Raw genomic sequence first — 16,880 nt, 5'->3', positions numbered from 1 at the left:
GATAGCATTTTTAACGCCTGCCGCGCCGCAAGGTCTCGCTGGGTAACTCCTTGAAGAGCTGCCGGTAACTCTCTGAAAATCTTCCCAAATGCCAGAACGACCAGCGCATGGCCACTTCCGCCACCGTAGCCTCATTTGCGTACAACAAATCACGGCGGGCGCCGTTCAACCGCCGCAAGCGCAGCCATTGGGCAGGAGGCATCCCGGTAAAAGCTTTGAACGCTTGTTGCAACTGGCGCAGAGAAACCCCGGCAACCTCGGCCAGTTCCATCAGGTTCAAGGTTTCTTCCGGGCAATCGGCGGCCCATTCACTGACCCGCTGCATGATCGCCCGCTCTTCACCGCGCCTGCCCAGTGCCCCGCCCTGCAAACGCTGGCAGGCGTTGTCGAGGATGAACAGGCAGTCTTCGAGCAGCTGTTCTGCCAGCGCCTGGCCTTGCAGCGGGCAGTCGGCATGGCCCAACCGTGTCAGGGTGGCGCTGAGCCAGCTGCCGAACAGTGCATTCTGGCCACTGCCCAGGGGCACCATGAACAAACCTTCCAGACGCTGCGGGTCCAGGCCATGCGTGGCCAGGAAGGCGCGGTCGAACACCACCGCGACTTCCTGATAGTTCTCCGGGGTAATCCAGATATTGCGGCTTTGCTCGTTGAGCAGATACAGACTGTTTTCGCTCTGATCAAAACAGAATGCCAGTGAGCCGCTGGGCGCACGGAAAAACTGCTCGACCCGCGTGTTCAGCCGTTCTTCGTAAACCTCCACCCCATCAAGCCCCAGGCAGCGCAGCTGGCCGCTGAAATGGCCGGGCGACATTTGCCGGTATTGCTGCTGCCAACCGGGGGTCGCACGCACCTGCTCGGTCACGTCAGTGGTGTGGAAAGCCTGAACCTGCATGGCATTGGGCGTTGTCACGCGCTGTCCTGTATGCACTCTTTTGGTGCATTTATCTGAGAAGAAAGTGGATAGATCAGCCACCGGGGCTGCGCCCAAGATAGCCCTCAGCACGGCGCCTGGGAAGCCACCCTTACCCGCCGGGCACACAAAACCCAACCAAGAGGTCTGTATGAACGCCCCTTTCGATCAGCTGTCCACCTGGCTGAAAGAACACCGGATCACCGAAGTCGAATGCGTGATCAGCGACCTGACCGGCATTGCCCGCGGCAAGATCGCCCCCACGGCCAAATTCCTCCATGAGCGCGGCATGCGACTGCCAGAAAGCGTGCTGCTGCAGACCGTTACCGGCGACTACGTCGACGATGACATCTACTACGACCTGCTCGACGCCGCCGACATCGACATGGTGTGCCGCCCCGACCCAACGGCGGTGTACCAGATCCCGTGGGCGATCGAGCCAACAGCCATCGTTATCCACGACACCTTCGACAAGCAGGGCAACCCCATCGAACTGTCGCCGCGCAACGTGCTGAAGAAAGTGCTCAAGCTGTATGCCGACAAAGGCTGGCAGCCCATCGTCGCACCGGAAATGGAATTTTACCTGACCCAGCGTTGCGAAGACCCGGACTTGCCGCTGCAAGTACCCGTCGGCCGTTCGGGCCGTGCCGAAAGCGGGCGCCAATCGTTCTCGATTGATGCCGCCAACGAATTCGACCCGCTGTTCGAGGACGTTTACGACTGGTGCGAAATCCAGGGCCTGGACCTGGACACGCTGATCCACGAAGACGGCCCGGCGCAGATGGAGATCAACTTCCGCCACGGCGACGCGCTGGACCTGGCCGACCAGATCACCGTGTTCAAGCGCACCATGCGCGAGGCGGCGCTCAAGCACAACGTTGCAGCCACCTTCATGGCCAAGCCGATCACCGACGAGCCCGGCAGCGCCATGCACCTGCACCAGAGCGTGGTCGACATCGCCACCGGCAAGCCGATCTTCGCCAATGAAGACGGCAGCATGAGCGCGCTGTTCCTGCACCATATCGGCGGCTTGCAGAAGTACATCCCGAAAGTGCTGCCGATGTTCGCGCCAAACGTCAACTCGTTCCGCCGCTTCTTGCCAGACACCTCGGCACCGGTGAACGTCGAATGGGGCGAGGAAAACCGCACTGCCGGTTTGCGCGTGCCAACGTCCAGCCCCGAAGCGATGCGTGTGGAAAACCGCCTGCCCGGCGCCGACGCCAACCCCTACCTGGCCATTGCCGCCAGCCTGCTGTGCGGTTACCTGGGCATGGTCGAGAAGATCGAGCCGAGCGCACCCGTGCAGGGCCGCGCCTACGAACGGCGCAACCTGCGCCTGCCGATCACCATCGAAGACGCGCTGCAGCACATGGAAGACTGCCAGACCGTGCAGCGCCACCTGGGCAAGCAGTTCGTCCAGGGCTACGTGGCGGTCAAACGCGCCGAGCACGAGAACTTCAAGCGCGTGATTAGCTCCTGGGAGCGTGAGTTCCTGCTCCTGAGCGTCTAACCAACCCTGCGCCCCTGCAGGAGCGGCTTCAGCCGCGATCGGGCTGCAATGCAGCCCGCACACCCAACTTTAAAAAAAACGAGGTGTCCGCCATGCGTCATCTGCAAACCCTGATCCCCGCAACCTTCGCCCTGCTGTTCGGCACCGCCGCCCAGGCCGTGCCGAGCGTCAGTGTCTACAACTGGACCGACTACATTGGCGACACCACCCTGGCCGATTTCCAGGCCAGCAGCGGGATCAAGGTGGTCTATGACGTGTTCGATTCCAACGAAACCCTGGAAGGCAAACTGCTGGCAGGCCGCACCGGTTACGACGTGGTGGTGCCGTCCAACCACTTCCTCGCCCGCCAGGCCCAAGCCGGTGCCTTCTTGCCGCTCGACCGAAGCAAGCTGCCTAATTTCAAGCACTTGGACCCTAAACTGCTCAAACAACTTGAACAAAATGACCCCGGCAACCAGTACGCCGTGCCCTACTTGTGGGGCACCAACGGCATCGGCTACAACGTCGACAAGGTCAAAGCCGCGCTGGGTATCGACCACATCGATTCATGGGCCGTGCTGTTCGAGCCCGAGAACCTGAAAAAGCTCAAGCAATGCGGCGTGGCGTTCATGGATTCGCCCGACGAGCTGTTCCCGGCCATGCTCAACTACCTGGGCATGGACCCGCGCAGCGAAAAGCCGGCGGACTACGCCAAGGCCGAAGCCAAGTTGCTGGAACTGCGCCCCTACATCACCTACTTCCACTCCTCCAAGTACGTGTCTGACCTGGCCAACGGCGATATCTGCGTGGCCTTTGGGTACTCGGGTGACGTGTTCCAGGCCGCCAACCGTGCGGTCGAAGCCAAGAACGGTGTGAAGGTGGCGTACAGCATCCCGAAAGAAGGCAGCAACCTGTGGTTCGACCTGCTGGCCATCCCCAAGGACGCCAACAACCCGGAGCAAGCCTTGGCCTTCATCAACTACCTGCTCGACCCGAAGGTTATCGCCAAGGTCAGCGCCACGGTCGGCTACGCCAACGCCAACCCCGACGCCAAGGCCTACATGGATGAGTCGCTGGTCGACAACCCCGAGGTCTACCCACCACAGGCGGTGCTGGACAAGCTGTACATCTCCAGCACCCCAAGCCCCAAGATCATGCGTGTCATGACCCGCTCCTGGAGCAAGATCAAGTCCAACCGCTGAGCCGAGGCCGCGCCATGCTTGCAACTACCCAACACACCGCGTCGTACTACGCCGCCACGGCGCGCGATGCCTCTACCTACCCTAGCCTTGAGGGCGAACTGACGGCCGATGTCTGCGTGGTCGGCGGTGGCCTGACCGGCGTCAACGCCGCGCTGGAGCTGGCCGAACGCGGGCTTTCAGTGATTTTGCTGGAAGGCCGGCGCATCGGCTGGGGCGCCAGCGGGCGCAACGGCGGCCAGCTGATACGTGGCATTGGCCACGACGTCAGCGGCTTTGCCCGCTACGTCGGCCAGGATGGCGTGCGCTACCTGAAGCAGGCAGGCATCGAGTCTGTGGCGCTGGTGGCCAGGCGCATCGAGCAATATGGCATCGCCTGCGACCTGCGCTGGGGCTTCTGCGAGCTGGCCAATACGCCAGCACAGTTCGCCGCTTTCAAGGATGAGCAGGCGGATCTCGCTGACCTGGGCTACCGCCACGAAACACGACTGATCGAGCCACAGCACATGGGCAGCATCGTGGCCAGCGACCTGTATGCGGGCGGGCTGGTGGACATGGGTTCAGGCCATCTGCACCCGCTCGACCTTGTTCAGGGCGAGGCCCGCGTCGCCCAAGGCCTGGGCGTGCGGATTTTCGAGCAAAGCCCGGTGCTGCGCATCGAGCATGGCAGCACGGTGACCCTGCATACCGCACGCGGCAGGGTCCGGGCGCAAAGCCTGGTGCTCGGCTGCAACGCCCACTTGGACGAACTGGAGCCGCGCCTGAGTGGCAAAGTGCTGCCGGCCGGCAGTTACGTGGTGGCAACCGAGCCGCTGCCTGAAGCCGTTGCGCGCTCACTGATCCCTCAGAACATGGCCCTGTGCGACCAGAAAGTCGGGCTGGACTATTACCGCCTCACCGCCGACCGCCGGCTGTTGTTCGGCGGTGCCTGCCACTATTCAGGCCGCGACCCCAAGGACATCGGCGCCTACATGCGGCCCAAGGTGCTCAAGGTGTTCCCGCAACTTGCGGATGTGCGCATCGATTACCAGTGGGGCGGCATGATCGGCATCACCGCCAACCGTTTCCCCCAAGTCGGCCGCCTGAGCCAGCACCCGAACGTATATTACGCGCAGGGCTATTCCGGGCACGGGCTGAATGTGACGCACTGGACGGCCAAATTGCTGGCTGAGGGCATCGCGCTGGGGCACAGCCAGGGGCTGGACATATTCAGTGCCGTGCCCCACCTGACGTTCCCGGGGGGCAAAGCGTTGCGTTCGCCGCTGCTGGCGTTGGGGATGATGTGGTACCGGATACGTGAGGCTTTGAGTTGACCACCATGCTAAAGAACATTAGATAAACAGGTCATCACATTGTTTTTAAATGTTTTTTCCAATCCAGAAATTACTTGAGGTGTCAAAGAATAGCCTGCAACCCTTTGCTGGCTATGACATTGAGCAGTTTCAAGGCCGGCCCTGCCGGCCGTGTTTCGCCCTGTTCCCATTTTCGAATGGTCGATGCGCTGGTATGCAGGTGCAGGGCGAACACCGACTGGCTGAAATTGAGGGCCTCACGCAAATGCCGGATGTCCAGCGCACTGAAGTCGCGAACCGGCGCAGGGCAAAGCAACTCGAAATCACGCAATGTTACTTTGGTAACAGCACCTGCCTCATGCAGGGCAGCCAGGTCTTCACGCAACGACTCGACAAGCTTGCTGCTCACACACCACCTCCATCAAAACACCTGATTGCAACGCTCGGGAAAGTGCCACAGAAAACAGCCGAGGCTCGCATCAATCAACCCGAGGCGCATCTCGTTGACGGCCTGGCACAACATGCTGTCAGTCAGTCGCTGCGCCATTTGCCAACGCGCGAAATCCCTGCGCTTGAAAACTTCCATGTGACATCCCCATACCATACCCGTGGCGGGCATAGTTTTCCAACATCGACATGGTGTGCATAGTCTGCGGTTTCGCCGTGATTTGTAGGAAATTTCCTAACGCTCGCCCCGCGCGCTATCAGCACTCGACAAACGCAACCGCCAAACCACCCCGCGAGGTTTCCTTGTAGTTGGCATGCATGTCCGCCCCGGTGTCGCGCATGGTGCGGATTACCCGGTCGAGTGAGATAAAGTGCTCGCCGTCGCCTCGCAGGGCCATCTGTACGGCGTTGATCGCTTTTACTGCAGCAATGGCATTGCGCTCAATGCACGGCACCTGCACCAGCCCGCCTACCGGGTCGCAGGTCAGGCCCAGGTTGTGTTCCAGGGCGATTTCGGCAGCGTTCTCCAATTGCGGCGGCGTTGCACCCAACACTTCGGCAAGGCCGGCTGCAGCCATGGAACACGCTGAACCCACCTCCCCCTGGCAACCGACTTCGGCACCGGAGATCGATGCGTTTTTCTTGCACAGGATGCCGACCGCAGCCGCTGCGAGCAGGAAGGCCACGACGTCGTCGTCAGTCGCCTCAGGGTTGAACTTCATGTAGTAGTGCAGCACGGCGGGAATGATGCCAGCCGCGCCATTGGTAGGCGCCGTGACCATGCGCCCACCTGCGGCGTTCTCTTCGTTGACGGCCAGGGCAAACAGGTTGACCCACTCCATGGCGCTCAAGGTCGACCCGATGACGTTGGGTTTGCCCAACTCCTGCAAGCTGCGGTGCAAACGCGCTGCCCGGCGCTTGACCTGCAAGCCACCCGGCAGGATGCCCTCATTGCGCAGGCCGTTCTCGACGCAATCGCGCATGGCGCCCCAAATCCGCAGCAAGCCCTCGCGCACTTCAGCCTCCGGGCGCCAGGCGCACTCATTGGCCATCATCAATTGCCCCACACTCAGGCCATTAGCTTTGCACAAGGCCAGCAGCTCGGCACCGCTGGAAAATTCGTAGGGCAGGCAAACGCCCTGCTCTGCAGCCCGGGGTGCATCAACTTCCTGCTGCTCGACGATAAAGCCACCGCCCACGGAATAGTAGGTCTGGCTGAACAAAACGCCCTGCTCGCCTTCTGCATGAAGGGTCATGGCATTGGGGTGATAGGGCAGGCTCTCGTCCAATAGCAGCATGTCGCGGCTGTAATCGAAGACCAGCGGGTGGCTGCCGTCGAGCATCAGGCATTGCTCCTGCATCAACTGGTTGATGCGCGGCTCGATGGTTGCCGGGTCGATCCGGTCTGGCCATTGCCCCATCAGCCCAAGCAGGCAGGCCCGGTCAGTGGCATGTCCAACACCGGTGGCCGACAGCGAGCCGTACAGGCGCACTTCCACGCGCCCGACCCGAGCCAGCAGGCCACGCTCACGCAGCGCCTGGGCAAAGGTCGCCGCCGCCCGCATCGGGCCTACGGTGTGGGAGCTGGACGGGCCGATGCCAATCTTGAAAAGGTCGAAAACACTGATAGCCATGCTAATGCCTGAACGTACTGGCGGATAAAGCCACTGTACGGATTGTCTGAAAAATTGAACGGAGACTCCAATTTGCGTGATACTGCTCTGCAAACCGGTCAATGACCAACGAAAGTTCCTAAGCCAGGCTTTAGCCACGCTAAACGATGAAACGCCAACTCAATGGCCAGATGTTTGTCTGGCTGCATGTTTTCGCCTGTGCCGCGCGGCATTTGTCGTTCACCCGCTGCGCCGAAGAACTGCACATCACCCCCGGCGCCGTGAGCCAACAGATGCGTCAGCTCGAAGAGCGCCTGGGCTATAGGCTGTTTCTGCGCCGTGCCCGTGGGGTGGAGCTCAGTGCCGAAGGCCAGCGCCTTGCCCAAACAGTGGCCGAAGCCTACGGCAGCATCGAGGCCGAACTGGTGAGGCTGGACGCCGGCGAAATCCGCGGCACCCTGCGCCTGCGTTCGATCCCGTCGTTCCTCGCCAAATGGCTGACACCCCGGCTACCGCGTTTTCAACAGCGTTACCCGGACATCGAACTGCGCCTGGTCGCCGAGGACAGCGCCCAGGCCCTGAACCCGGAAGACTTTGACCTGGCCATCGACCTGAATGACGGCAGCTACCCGGGCATGTTGTCGACGCCGCTTCTCGACGAGCAGATTTTCCCCGTTTGCTCGCCCGCCCTGCTGCGCGGCCGGCCACCGCTGCATGGCCCGGCAGACCTGGTGCACTACCCGCTTTTGCATGATATGACTGCCTGGCGTGGCAGCTCGGAATTCGCCGAGTGGGAGTTTTATCTGGAAGGCATCGGTGCCAGGGGGCTGGATGTGCGGCGGGGGCACACGTTCAACCGTAACCACCTGACGATAGAGGCGGCAATTGCCGGCATTGGCGTGGCGATTGCGCGGCGCACGTTGCTCAATGATGAACTGGAGCGTGGTGCTTTGATCGTGCCCTTTGGCACACCCATCGCGAATCATAAGCGCTATGTGGTGCATTACCCGCCCGGTGGGCTGAACCAGCCGGGGGCCCGGGCGGTGCATGACTGGTTGGTGGAGGAAGCGCGGGCGTTCAGAGGGCTGCATGCGTTGACGTGATGCGCTTGCCCGTGTTTGCGGGTGAAACCGCTCCATTCAAAGCCTGCACAACGGCCTGTAGGAGCGGCTTCAGCCGCGATCACCGGCGAAGCCGGTGCCATCCACCGCGTCGCCTGGATCGCGGCGGTCCGACGTTTCGGTGAATCCGCTCCTACAGCAGGACGGTTGGGCTATCAATAAGCATGCTTGCCTGTAAACGCATTAAGCGTGCGCACCAGAATCACAAAATCCAGCCACAATGACCAGTTGTTGATGTATTCAATATCCGAGTCCACCCGCTGAATCATCTGCTCAACATTCTTCGTCTCGCCCCGGAACCCCCGCACCTGCGCCAACCCGGTCATGCCCGGTTTGATGTTGTGGCGGGCGAAGTAGTCGACGATGTCCTGCGAGTACAGCGAATCATGCTGTAAAGCATGGGGCCGTGGGCCAACCAGCGACATTTCGCCGGTCAACACGTTGAACAACTGCGGCAGCTCATCCAGGCTGGTGCGGCGGATGAACGCCCCCACCTTGGTCAGCCGGGGGTCGTTCTTTTGCGCTTGCTTGACCACGCCACCTTCCGGCTGGTGCACATGCATGCTCCTGAACTTCCAGATGCGGAACGACTCCCCGGTCCACCCGGTACGCTCCTGGCGGAAGAACACCGGCCCTGGGCTGTCGAGCTTGATAACCACGGCAATCGCCAGCAGGATTGGCGAAATACACAGCACGATCAGCGCCGCCAACACCCGGTCTTCGAGGTTCTTGAGGAACAGGCTCATGCCGGTGAGGGGGGTTTCGGAGAGGGTGAGCACGGGAATCCCGGCGATCTCGCGCACACTGTGGTTGATCAGGCGCAGCGAGAAGATATCCGGCACCCAGTTCACCGCAATGCACTTGTCGAGCAGCTTCAGGTACACGTCGTTGATCACCTTGGAGCCACCCAGCGGCGTTACCAGGTAAACCGTGCGGATCGCATGCTGGGCAACAATTGCGTCCAATTCACCGATATGCCCCAACACAGGCAGCCGCTGCTTGCCGTCAGCCCCCTCCTTCGCCAGGCATGCCCCTTCGTCCGTCAGCACGCAACCCATTACCCGCTCGCCAAACCAGGGGTTGTTGCTGATCTTCTGGTAAAGGAAGTTGGCCAAGTCCCCTCCCCCGATGATCAGCGCGTTGTCCAGCCGGGCATGGGCCGTGAAGCGCTTTTGCACCTCGCGCACGGCAAAATGCAGGAACAGCTGCACGAAATAACCGAAAACGAAGAGTTGCCCGACCACCATCCGCGAGTAGACCTCGCTGGTTTTGGTCAAAAACGCCAGCACCACCAAAAAGCAGAACGTGGCCGACCAGGCCTTGAACAGCCGGAACGCCTTGATCGACAGCCCTACGTTGGTACGGTAGATAGCGTAATGGTCGTAGATCACCGCCAGCGCACCGATCAGCAACAGCAGCATGATCACGTAGTCCGAGGTGATGTAGCCGATCTGGTCGTAAATCAGGTACCAGGCCACGCCGGTCACGGCAATGCCGTCCAGGCCGGCCTGGATGGCGTTGCTGACGCTGCTTCGACGCTGGAGTAACGACCGACTGCTTCTGGGTTCGAAAACCATGCTCAGACCTCATCGCAATGTGCGCTGCAGCGGTGGTTGCCAAAAAACCGCCGGGCCAATATTCGTCAGTTGCCATCAATGTAGCAGTACCCGGCCATCCCTGCGGGCGCACTCAGGGCTTTTGCCTTCGCCCCGAGAACTGGTAAGTGCGCAGCAAAAACAGCGGGTTGCCGACCACGTAACGCATGAACAGGCGGCGCGGCTCCTTCGCCAGACGATACAACCACTCCCCGCCCAGGTGCCGCAGCCAGCGCGGTGCACGCGTCACTTTGCCGCCCATAAAGTCCAGGATCGCGCCACCACACACGATCACGCAGGGCACGCCGCAGCTGGCGAGCCGGGCTGCCAGCGCCTCTTGCTTCGGCATGCCCATGCCCAACACGATCAGTTCAGGCTGCAGGTTGCGCGCCAAGTCTTCGTAAACCGCCGGCTCATCGAAACCATGGTGGACCGAGACCGCCTGCACACCATACCGGGCCTCGCATTGCCTGGCGGCTTCCGGCAACCAGGGCGCCTCGGTGCCCCAGAACGCCACGCGCCTGCCGGCGTAACTGGCCAGCAGCTTGGGGATGAAATCAGTGCCGTTGGTGTTGAGCCCTGGCGCCTGGCCGAGGCGACGAAACAGGATGGCCATGCCCGAACCATCGCGCAGCAACACATCGGCAGCGCTCAACGCCTTGCAGAACCCGCCATCGAGGGCGGCCATGTTCAGGGCATGGGCATTGACGAAGCCCAGCACGGTCGCCCGCCCCGGCGCACTCAGGCGCGCCAGCACGCGCTGCTCGTCGGCCGAGTCGGCGACCAGTTGCATACGCTCGATCACTGCCTGCCAGTTACGTTGCCAGCTCATTGATTGTCATCCCGTTTCGAGCGTACCCATTCGACCTGGCGCCTGACCAGGAAGCCCAGGTACAGCGGCACCTTTTTCAGTGCGTACAGCGGCGCGTACGCCAATACGGAAAACGGGATCACGTCGCGGGAGAACCGCGCCCACGCCAAGAATACGGCGCTGCCCAGCATGGCCAGCGCCAGGGTGGCAACCACCGCAGGGAACACAATGCCCAGCACACCGAATGCCAGCCAGGCAACCGTGAACACCGCCATCAGCAGCAGGCTGAGTAATGCCAGCGGTGGCACCATCAAGTCCACGCTCATGGCCAGCAGCGGCACGTTGCGCCGCGCCAGCGCAGCCACCAGCAATTTCGGCCCTTCGGTCAGCAGTACGCCAAGATGACCATGCTCCCAACGCGTGCGTTGCCCGGCAAGGCCTTCCTGGCTGGTCGGGAACAAACTGGTGACACAGGCCTGGGGGCAGAAAACGGGCGGTTTGCCATAGCGACAAAAGTCCAGCCCCAGCTTCAAGTCTTCAACCAGGTGCCCGGTGGCCAGGTTGGCCGCCGCGATGTCGTGCCAACCGATGGCCATGCCCGTGCCCATCAGCTGGCACGGCAGGCAGGCCCGGGCCCAGCCCAGCGGGCGCACCAGGTTTTTCACGCGCCAGGCGAACTCGGCAATCTGCACTTTCAACCCGGCGCCCGGCGGCGCGCACATCAGGTCCAGGCCCTGCACGGGCCCGCCCATTTCAACGCAGCGCCGGGCCAAGTGGTCAACGGAGCCGGGGCTGACCTGGCAGTCGGCATCAATGACCACCACCACATCAGGCGGTGCTGCCACGAGGTGGCGTACGCCACAGTCCAGTGCGTAGCCCTTGCCACGCAACTGTGCATGCTGGCGTTCCACCACTTCGGCCCCAGCGGCGCGGGCCAGGGCCGCGGTCTGGTCCGAGCAGTTGTCGGCCACCACCAGTAAGCGATCACCCTCGACCAACTGCGGCAAAATCCCCTGCACCGTCGCAGCAATCCCCGAGGCTTCATCGTGCGCGGGCACCAGCACTGCCACCCGAGGCCGCACGCCACCCGCAGGTGCAGCAGCCCGTGCCGGCAGGCAGGCCAGCACAACCTGTGCGAACAACACCGTCACCGGCAGCAACACCAACAGTGCCAACGCGCCCAACAGCCAGGTGATCACCGTCATCATGCCAATGCCTTGAAATAGCCAGCCAGCTTGGCCGCCTCGGTGTCGATGTCGTGGCGTTGCAGCACGCGCTGGCGCGCCGCCTCGCCCATGCGCTGCAAAACGTCCACCGGCTGCGCCAGGCAATCGGCCATGGCCACGGCCAATTCATCCACGGCACCCGCCGGGAACAGCCAGCCATTCTCGCCGGGGCGCACCAGTTCAGGGATGCCTGCCACGTACGTGGTGAGCACGGGCCGGCGCAAGGCCATGGCTTCCATGATCACCACTGGCAAGCCTTCGGCAAAACTCGGCAACACCAAGGCACGTGCAGCGAGGATTTCTTCTCGCACCTGCGCACTGCTGATCCAGCCGGTAATGCGCACATTCGCCTGTAGGCCATGACGGGCGATCAGCGCATCGATCTGCGGGCGCATTTCGCCATCACCGGCCAGCACCAGCTCAAAGGCCACACCTTGTGCCAACAGCCGACGAGCTGCTTCCAGCAACAGCAATTGGCCCTTCTGCTCGCACAGGCGCCCTACGCACACCAGCCGCGGGGCTTCAGGCGCCGCGACGGCGGGCACTTCATGAAAACTCGGCTCCAGCCCGCAATGCACCACCTTGACCTTCGGCCAGTACTCGTGGGCCACCCAGCGGTACAACTGGCTGCGCCCATATGAGCTCACGGATGCAACAAACGCCGCTCGACGCACCTTTTCGCCTACGTGCAGAAACTGCGGTTTGTCGAACTCTTCAGGCCCATGCACGGTAAAACTGAACGCCGGCCCGCCCAGGGCGTTGGCCAGCATCACAACCTCGGTGGAGTTGGTGCCGAAGTGCGCATGCACGTGCTCGGCGCCAAAGGCGTGCAGCCACTGCACCACACGGCACGCTTCGGCCAGGTACACCAGGTGATACGGCAGCGGGCGATCGGCACGCAGGCCCATGCGCACGGTGAGCCACAGGGCCGAGCCAAAGCGCCGGGGCTGAACCCGCAGCACCTGCCACAGCGGCTTCAACAAGCCCTTGACCCCAGCCTGCAGCACATACAGGGTCTTTTCGCGCTCGGCGATGTCCTCGGCGTCCTGCAACTCCCCGTCCCAGCCGCGCAGGGCAATGCGCTGAATCTCTACACCCTGGCGCTCCAGCGCCAGGATTTCCCGGCGGATGAAGCTGTGGCTGACCTTCGGGTACTGGTTGATGAAATAAGCAATACGCATAGGGCTCCCTGGGAAGTTCAGTCAGCGCTGGGGGCATACGCCCTCTGCCGGCAGGCTCGCCTTGAGCACATCGTCATACAGGGCCTGAAGCTCCAGGGCCTGGTCGCTGCACAAGGTGATGTTCTGCTTGAAACGGTTGCGGTGCTGGCGGTAGCGCTCGGGGTTGTCGAGGATGTCGACGATGGCCTGGCGCAAGTACTTTTCGTCCGAGCTCAACGGGATCAGCGTACCGTTCACGCCGTCGATGATGTCTTCGACCGTGCCACCGGCATGGGTGCTGATCACCCATACATCGCGCACCAAGGCTTCACGCACGGCCAGGCCGAAGGTTTCCTTGACCAGGGTCGGGAACAGCAGCACGTCGATGCCGGCGAAGAAGTCGTCCATGTTGGCCTGGGTGTAACCCGGGAAGATGCTCACGGTGCCGGGGATTTTCATGCTGTTGCGGTTGAACGAGCGAAACCCCAGGTGCAAGAGGTTGTCGACCAGCTTGAGTTCGTAATCCGTGCGTGTAAGTGAGGCAAATGCAGCATTGATGACGTCAATGCCCTTGATGGTGGTGTTGCCCCCTACAAAACCGAAACGCACGGTTTTGCCGGGCAAGCGCTCGAAGTCGGCGGCAGGCGGCAAGATACCGTTGCGGTTAACCCGCACCTTGGCCGCATCGAAGCCATTGGCGATATACAAGTTACGGGCAAAGCTGCTGGGGGCCAGCACCAGGTTGGCCTGCTTCAGCGTGTTGGCGAGGAAGGCCTGGCGGTAGCGGTTGAGCGTGGCGTCATCCACACACTTTGCGCACACATCTTCGTCAATGGTGCTCTGCCCGCAGTAGCGGCCATGGTTGTTGATCATGAACTGGCGGCCACAGATCCACCAGCAATCGTGCACGGTAACCACGAACGGGATGCCGGCACGTCGGCAACTGTCGGCCAATTGCGCCCCAAAGCCCTGGATGGAGTGCATGTGCACAAGGTCCGGCGCGATGCGCTTGAGCACGGCGTCGAACACCGGTGTGGTCGCGGGGTTCTCGAAATCCTCGAGGCCCGTGCGCGTGTCCGGCAGGCCCATCCCGATCACCGCAGCGCCGTGCGCCTCGTAGCGATACAGGCTGTAGGGCGCGGCGTCCGCCTCCGGCAGCGAGGTGAAGATAAACTGCTGGAACGGCGACGTGGCCACCATCAGCCGTGCCATCTGTTCGGCCACCACCGTGGCACCGCCAAAACTGCGCGGGGCGAAGAACACGTTGGCCGACAGCACGCGCCTGCGCCGCTCCGGCAACAGCAGCGGGAAGAGTTGCCCCAATTGCTCGGAGCCCTCCACCACGCTCACATGGCCAACGCCCAGGTCGAGCATCACTTTGGCCAGCGCCGGGGTGGCCGCCATGGCGCGATCACAGGCCAGCATTGCCTGTTGAAACAGCAGCACAGCGCCCATGATCTGGTTGATGCGCTCCTCGCCCATGCCACTGAGGTCATGCTGTTGACGGTACAGATGAGGGTCGAAGATCGCTTCGTCCACATCCCAATAGGTGGCCACTTTAAGGCGTCTGGCTTGCGTAAGCAGTTGCATGATCGGCTCAACGGCCGGCAGGCGGTGAACGATCAGTGCCGCTGAAGTCTGCAGGGCATTCAGGCAGGCGGCGCTGTCGCGCCAGTCAACTACCCGACAGTGATAGCCAAGCGCCTGCAATGCGGTATGCAACCACGCAGGCCTTCCGACGGCGGGCAGCTCTGTGACCAGCAGCATTTCCCGTGGGAACAACTCACTGGCCGGCACGCCGGGGTCGTTCAACGGCAGGCTCTTGCGGTTGCTTTCGGCCGGTTTCCACAGCAGCCGTGGGCCGTGCTTGATCAGTTCACGCAGCAGCTTCCTGCAGGTAGCAGCCACTCCGGCCTTGCGCAGGTAGGCAATGAAGCGCTGGTCGGCACGCGGCTCGGTCAGCATCTGACGCACGATCGCAGCCAGCCTGGCGGGCAGCGATGGCCGTGGCTCGGGCGCCTGGTGCTGTTGCGCGGCCAGTGCGCTGCCCAGACGATAGCGATGCAGCGCCAGTTTCGCCTGCGCCGCGCAGTCGGGCAGCGCGGCCGCAAGCTGCGCGAACAGGTCATCGAGCAGAGCATGCCGACGGCGGTACATCGCGCGTTTCTTGGGGGCTACTTCTTCAAGCGAGCGTTTGGCGGCGGCCAGGGGAATGGTGAAAAAATCGTCCCGCTCAGAGGGTTCGGCGCCACTTTCCAGCCAGATAACGTCGTAATTGGCAGCCAGCTCACGGCCCGTGTCTGCGCCAAAATAGCGATGGCGGTGGTGGCGGTACTGGTCACTGACCGCATGGATACGTGTTACACCGACAAGGCGCGCCATGCACTTGATGGCTTCGATCAGCAGGCTCCTTGGGCGCAGTCCTTCAAAATCCTTGGTCAGATCGCGGTAGATGTTCAGCGATGTTTCACTGTCGACACCTTTATGAATGCCCTGCACGGCGCCGATGAACAGGCACAGTTCACCCTGCTCGCGGCGCAGGCTGAACGCCAGCGACGCCACCCGCAGCTCGCCCTGGAACAGGTTGAGCACCAGTTCGCCTTCACGCTTGAACCAGATGGGCCGGTCCAGCACCAGGGTACAGCCTTGAGAAAACGCCGACAGGTCACACAGGGTGCGGCTGCCTTCACGCCCCAACAGCAACAGGCTCGGGAACTGGCTGCCCACCACTTCATAGTGCGACGCCACCGCCTCCAGCCGTTCGGGCGCTTCCCAGCCCTTGCTGATGTAGGGCCACTGGACGATGCCGAGGGTGTCGTCGCCCAGTGCGGTATACCCCTCCTCGCCCAAGGCGGCCGCCATGCGTTGATTGAAGGCTTGCAACTGTGGCCACTGCCGGATCATCAGCAGGGTCAGTTTCAGCTTGTTTTTCAGCGCCCGCGGCGAGTAACCCGGGTGCACCGTGAACAGGCTGTTGGTGAGTGGTCCTCGCTTGATGGCCATGTCATTTGTACTCGATCAAGGTCGCCTTGCTGGCCGTCAGCCGGTCCAGCAGGAACTTCACCTGCCCGATCATCTCGGGGAACTTGGACAACACCAGAAACACACCCAACAACCGGTTTTCCCGCTGCGACCGGCTGCCCCGCCGGGCCAGGCGCAAGATCTGCAACGGGTACACCAGCAACACCAACAGCCCCCAATGGCCAACCAGCAGGCAGGCCACCAGTGTGGCCAGGGGCACATGCAGCCCCCACATCCAGGCACGGCGCGACTCGCGGCGCCAGTGCCGCTCTGGCGGGTGGCCATGCAGGTAGGCGCCCTCGGCAAACGCATAACCACCGCGTACGCTGCGCCGCCACCATTGGCCAAAGCGCGTCATGTCGGCATCGTGCAGGGTCATTTCGGCATCCAGCCGCCAGATCTTCCAGCCACGGGCGCGCAGGCGTACGCACAGTTCGGGCTCCTCGCCCGCAATCAGCCCCGGGCGGTAGCCAGACACCGCGGTGAAGGCTTCCACCCGCATCAGCGCATCACCGCCGCAGGCCTTGGCTTCACCGACCGGGGTGTCCCATTCCAGGTCGCACAGCTGGTTGTACACCGAGCGCTCCGGGAAGCGTTCCCGGCGCCGGCCACACACCACCGCCACAGCAGGGTGCTCATCGAGAAAGGCCTGGGCCTTGGCCAGCCAGCCGGCCATCACTTCGCAGTCGCCGTCCACGAATTGCACATACCGCAGGCTCGGCACCAGTGCGCACAAACGGCTGAACCCCTCGTTGCGCGCACGTGCCGCCGTGAACGGGATCGACATGTCCAACGCCAGCACGTCCACGCCATGGCCCAATGCCCGCTCGACGGAACCGTCGCTGGACCCGGAATCCACATACACCACCTGGTCCGCGCAGCCGGCCAACGAGGCCAGGCAGCGCTCCAGGCGCAGGCCTTCGTTACGCCCGATCACCACCACTCCAATGCCTGTCACCATGCGCTTCCCCGCCCCGAACGCGTTGTGCCTGCTGC

14 protein-coding genes and 1 pseudogene are annotated in these 16,880 nt (G+C 62.5%); 4 read left to right on the top strand and 11 right to left on the bottom strand.

The annotated features are described in order from the left end of the window. Positions 1-10 precede the first annotated feature (10 nt). A complete protein-coding gene (locus PVV54_RS11530; RefSeq protein ID WP_274910057.1) occupies positions 11-910 on the bottom strand; it encodes a helix-turn-helix domain-containing protein in 900 nt (299 codons plus the stop codon). A gap of 151 nt (positions 911-1,061) precedes the next feature. On the opposite strand from PVV54_RS11530, the gene PVV54_RS11525 reads away from it, so the two are divergent. The 3 genes from PVV54_RS11525 to PVV54_RS11515 all read left to right on the top strand — a co-directional run bounded on the left by PVV54_RS11525 (position 1,062) and on the right by PVV54_RS11515 (position 4,911). Then, positions 1,062-2,420, top strand: a complete 1,359-nt coding sequence (locus tag PVV54_RS11525; RefSeq protein ID WP_274910056.1) for a glutamine synthetase family protein — start codon at positions 1,062-1,064, stop codon at positions 2,418-2,420. Between the two features lie 92 nt (positions 2,421-2,512). Next, positions 2,513-3,601 carry a polyamine ABC transporter substrate-binding protein gene (locus PVV54_RS11520; protein WP_274910055.1) on the top strand — a complete coding sequence of 363 codons (1,089 nt, stop codon included), beginning with the start codon at positions 2,513-2,515 and terminating at the stop codon, positions 3,599-3,601. A gap of 14 nt (positions 3,602-3,615) precedes the next feature. Further along, positions 3,616-4,911: an NAD(P)/FAD-dependent oxidoreductase gene (locus tag PVV54_RS11515; protein ID WP_274910054.1), complete on the top strand. Its 1,296-nt coding sequence runs from the start codon at positions 3,616-3,618 to the stop codon at positions 4,909-4,911. An 82-nt stretch (positions 4,912-4,993) separates the two neighbouring features. Here the strand turns inward: PVV54_RS11515 and PVV54_RS11510 are convergent, their stop codons facing one another. The 3 genes from PVV54_RS11510 to PVV54_RS11500 form a co-directional block, all read right to left on the bottom strand. Then, the gene (locus PVV54_RS11510; protein ID WP_274910053.1) at positions 4,994-5,299 is read right to left on the bottom strand and encodes a helix-turn-helix domain-containing protein; all 306 of its coding nucleotides are present in this window, start codon (positions 5,297-5,299) and stop codon (positions 4,994-4,996) included. Between the two features lie 12 nt (positions 5,300-5,311). Continuing rightward, positions 5,312-5,476, bottom strand: a complete 165-nt coding sequence (locus PVV54_RS11505; RefSeq protein ID WP_274910052.1) for a type II toxin-antitoxin system RelE/ParE family toxin — start codon at positions 5,474-5,476, stop codon at positions 5,312-5,314. Positions 5,477-5,594: 118 nt separating this feature from the next. After that, positions 5,595-6,971 carry an L-serine ammonia-lyase gene (locus tag PVV54_RS11500; protein WP_274910051.1) on the bottom strand — a complete coding sequence of 459 codons (1,377 nt, stop codon included), beginning with the start codon at positions 6,969-6,971 and terminating at the stop codon, positions 5,595-5,597. A gap of 146 nt (positions 6,972-7,117) precedes the next feature. On the opposite strand from PVV54_RS11500, the gene PVV54_RS11495 reads away from it, so the two are divergent. Further along, on the top strand, positions 7,118-8,053 hold the full coding sequence (locus PVV54_RS11495; RefSeq protein WP_274910050.1) for a LysR substrate-binding domain-containing protein: 936 nt from the start codon (positions 7,118-7,120) through the stop codon (positions 8,051-8,053). A 173-nt stretch (positions 8,054-8,226) separates the two neighbouring features. On the opposite strand, the gene PVV54_RS11490 is transcribed toward PVV54_RS11495, so the two are convergent. The 7 genes and pseudogenes from PVV54_RS11490 to PVV54_RS11465 form a co-directional block, all read right to left on the bottom strand. Then, positions 8,227-9,648 carry an undecaprenyl-phosphate glucose phosphotransferase gene (locus PVV54_RS11490; protein WP_274910049.1) on the bottom strand — a complete coding sequence of 474 codons (1,422 nt, stop codon included), beginning with the start codon at positions 9,646-9,648 and terminating at the stop codon, positions 8,227-8,229. A 112-nt stretch (positions 9,649-9,760) separates the two neighbouring features. Continuing rightward, positions 9,761-10,498: a WecB/TagA/CpsF family glycosyltransferase gene (locus PVV54_RS11485; RefSeq protein WP_274910048.1), complete on the bottom strand. Its 738-nt coding sequence runs from the start codon at positions 10,496-10,498 to the stop codon at positions 9,761-9,763. After that, on the bottom strand, positions 10,495-11,685 hold the full coding sequence (locus PVV54_RS11480) for a glycosyltransferase family 2 protein (RefSeq protein WP_274910047.1): 1,191 nt from the start codon (positions 11,683-11,685) through the stop codon (positions 10,495-10,497). Before PVV54_RS11480 ends, PVV54_RS11485 begins: the two co-directional genes overlap by 4 nt. After that, positions 11,682-12,884, bottom strand: coding sequence for a glycosyltransferase (locus PVV54_RS11475; RefSeq protein WP_274910046.1), 1,203 nt, complete (start codon positions 12,882-12,884; stop codon positions 11,682-11,684). The genes PVV54_RS11480 and PVV54_RS11475 overlap by 4 nt, the downstream gene beginning before the upstream one ends. A 21-nt stretch (positions 12,885-12,905) precedes the next feature. Further along, positions 12,906-14,237 (bottom strand): glycosyltransferase family 4 protein, encoded by a 1,332-nt coding sequence (locus PVV54_RS26510; protein WP_342456616.1) that lies wholly within the window; start codon positions 14,235-14,237, stop codon positions 12,906-12,908. A gap of 720 nt (positions 14,238-14,957) precedes the next feature. Beyond that, a pseudogene (locus PVV54_RS26505) lies at positions 14,958-15,866 on the bottom strand (DUF535 family protein); the annotation flags it as partial. A 1-nt stretch (position 15,867) separates the two neighbouring features. Beyond that, positions 15,868-16,845: a glycosyltransferase gene (locus PVV54_RS11465; RefSeq protein WP_274910044.1), complete on the bottom strand. Its 978-nt coding sequence runs from the start codon at positions 16,843-16,845 to the stop codon at positions 15,868-15,870. Between the last annotated feature and the right edge of the window lie 35 nt (positions 16,846-16,880).

The organism is Pseudomonas sp. PSKL.D1, assembly GCF_028898945.1.
Classification (GTDB): Bacteria; Pseudomonadota; Gammaproteobacteria; order Pseudomonadales; family Pseudomonadaceae; genus Aquipseudomonas.
The sequence above is the reverse complement of the archived record's forward strand: the minus strand, read 5'-3'. Positions and strand labels throughout refer to the sequence as shown.

What these genes read in the sequence shown, in the direction of transcription:
- PVV54_RS11525 (WP_274910056.1), top strand. Translation starts at nt 1,062, where the DNA reads ATGAACGCCCCTTTCGATCAGCTGTCCACCTGGCTGAAAGAACACCGG.
- PVV54_RS11520 (WP_274910055.1), top strand. Translation starts at nt 2,513, where the DNA reads ATGCGTCATCTGCAAACCCTGATCCCCGCAACCTTCGCCCTGCTGTTC.
- PVV54_RS11515 (WP_274910054.1), top strand. Translation starts at nt 3,616, where the DNA reads ATGCTTGCAACTACCCAACACACCGCGTCGTACTACGCCGCCACGGCG.
- PVV54_RS11505 (WP_274910052.1), bottom strand. Translation starts at nt 5,476, where the DNA reads ATGGAAGTTTTCAAGCGCAGGGATTTCGCGCGTTGGCAAATGGCGCAG.
- PVV54_RS11500 (WP_274910051.1), bottom strand. Translation starts at nt 6,971, where the DNA reads ATGGCTATCAGTGTTTTCGACCTTTTCAAGATTGGCATCGGCCCGTCC.
- PVV54_RS11495 (WP_274910050.1), top strand. Translation starts at nt 7,118, where the DNA reads ATGAAACGCCAACTCAATGGCCAGATGTTTGTCTGGCTGCATGTTTTC.
- PVV54_RS11490 (WP_274910049.1), bottom strand. Translation starts at nt 9,648, where the DNA reads ATGGTTTTCGAACCCAGAAGCAGTCGGTCGTTACTCCAGCGTCGAAGC.
- PVV54_RS11485 (WP_274910048.1), bottom strand. Translation starts at nt 10,498, where the DNA reads ATGAGCTGGCAACGTAACTGGCAGGCAGTGATCGAGCGTATGCAACTG.
- PVV54_RS11480 (WP_274910047.1), bottom strand. Translation starts at nt 11,685, where the DNA reads ATGATGACGGTGATCACCTGGCTGTTGGGCGCGTTGGCACTGTTGGTG.
- PVV54_RS11475 (WP_274910046.1), bottom strand. Translation starts at nt 12,884, where the DNA reads ATGCGTATTGCTTATTTCATCAACCAGTACCCGAAGGTCAGCCACAGC.
- PVV54_RS26510 (WP_342456616.1), bottom strand. Translation starts at nt 14,237, where the DNA reads ATGCTCGACCTGGGCGTTGGCCATGTGAGCGTGGTGGAGGGCTCCGAG.
- PVV54_RS11465 (WP_274910044.1), bottom strand. Translation starts at nt 16,845, where the DNA reads ATGGTGACAGGCATTGGAGTGGTGGTGATCGGGCGTAACGAAGGCCTG.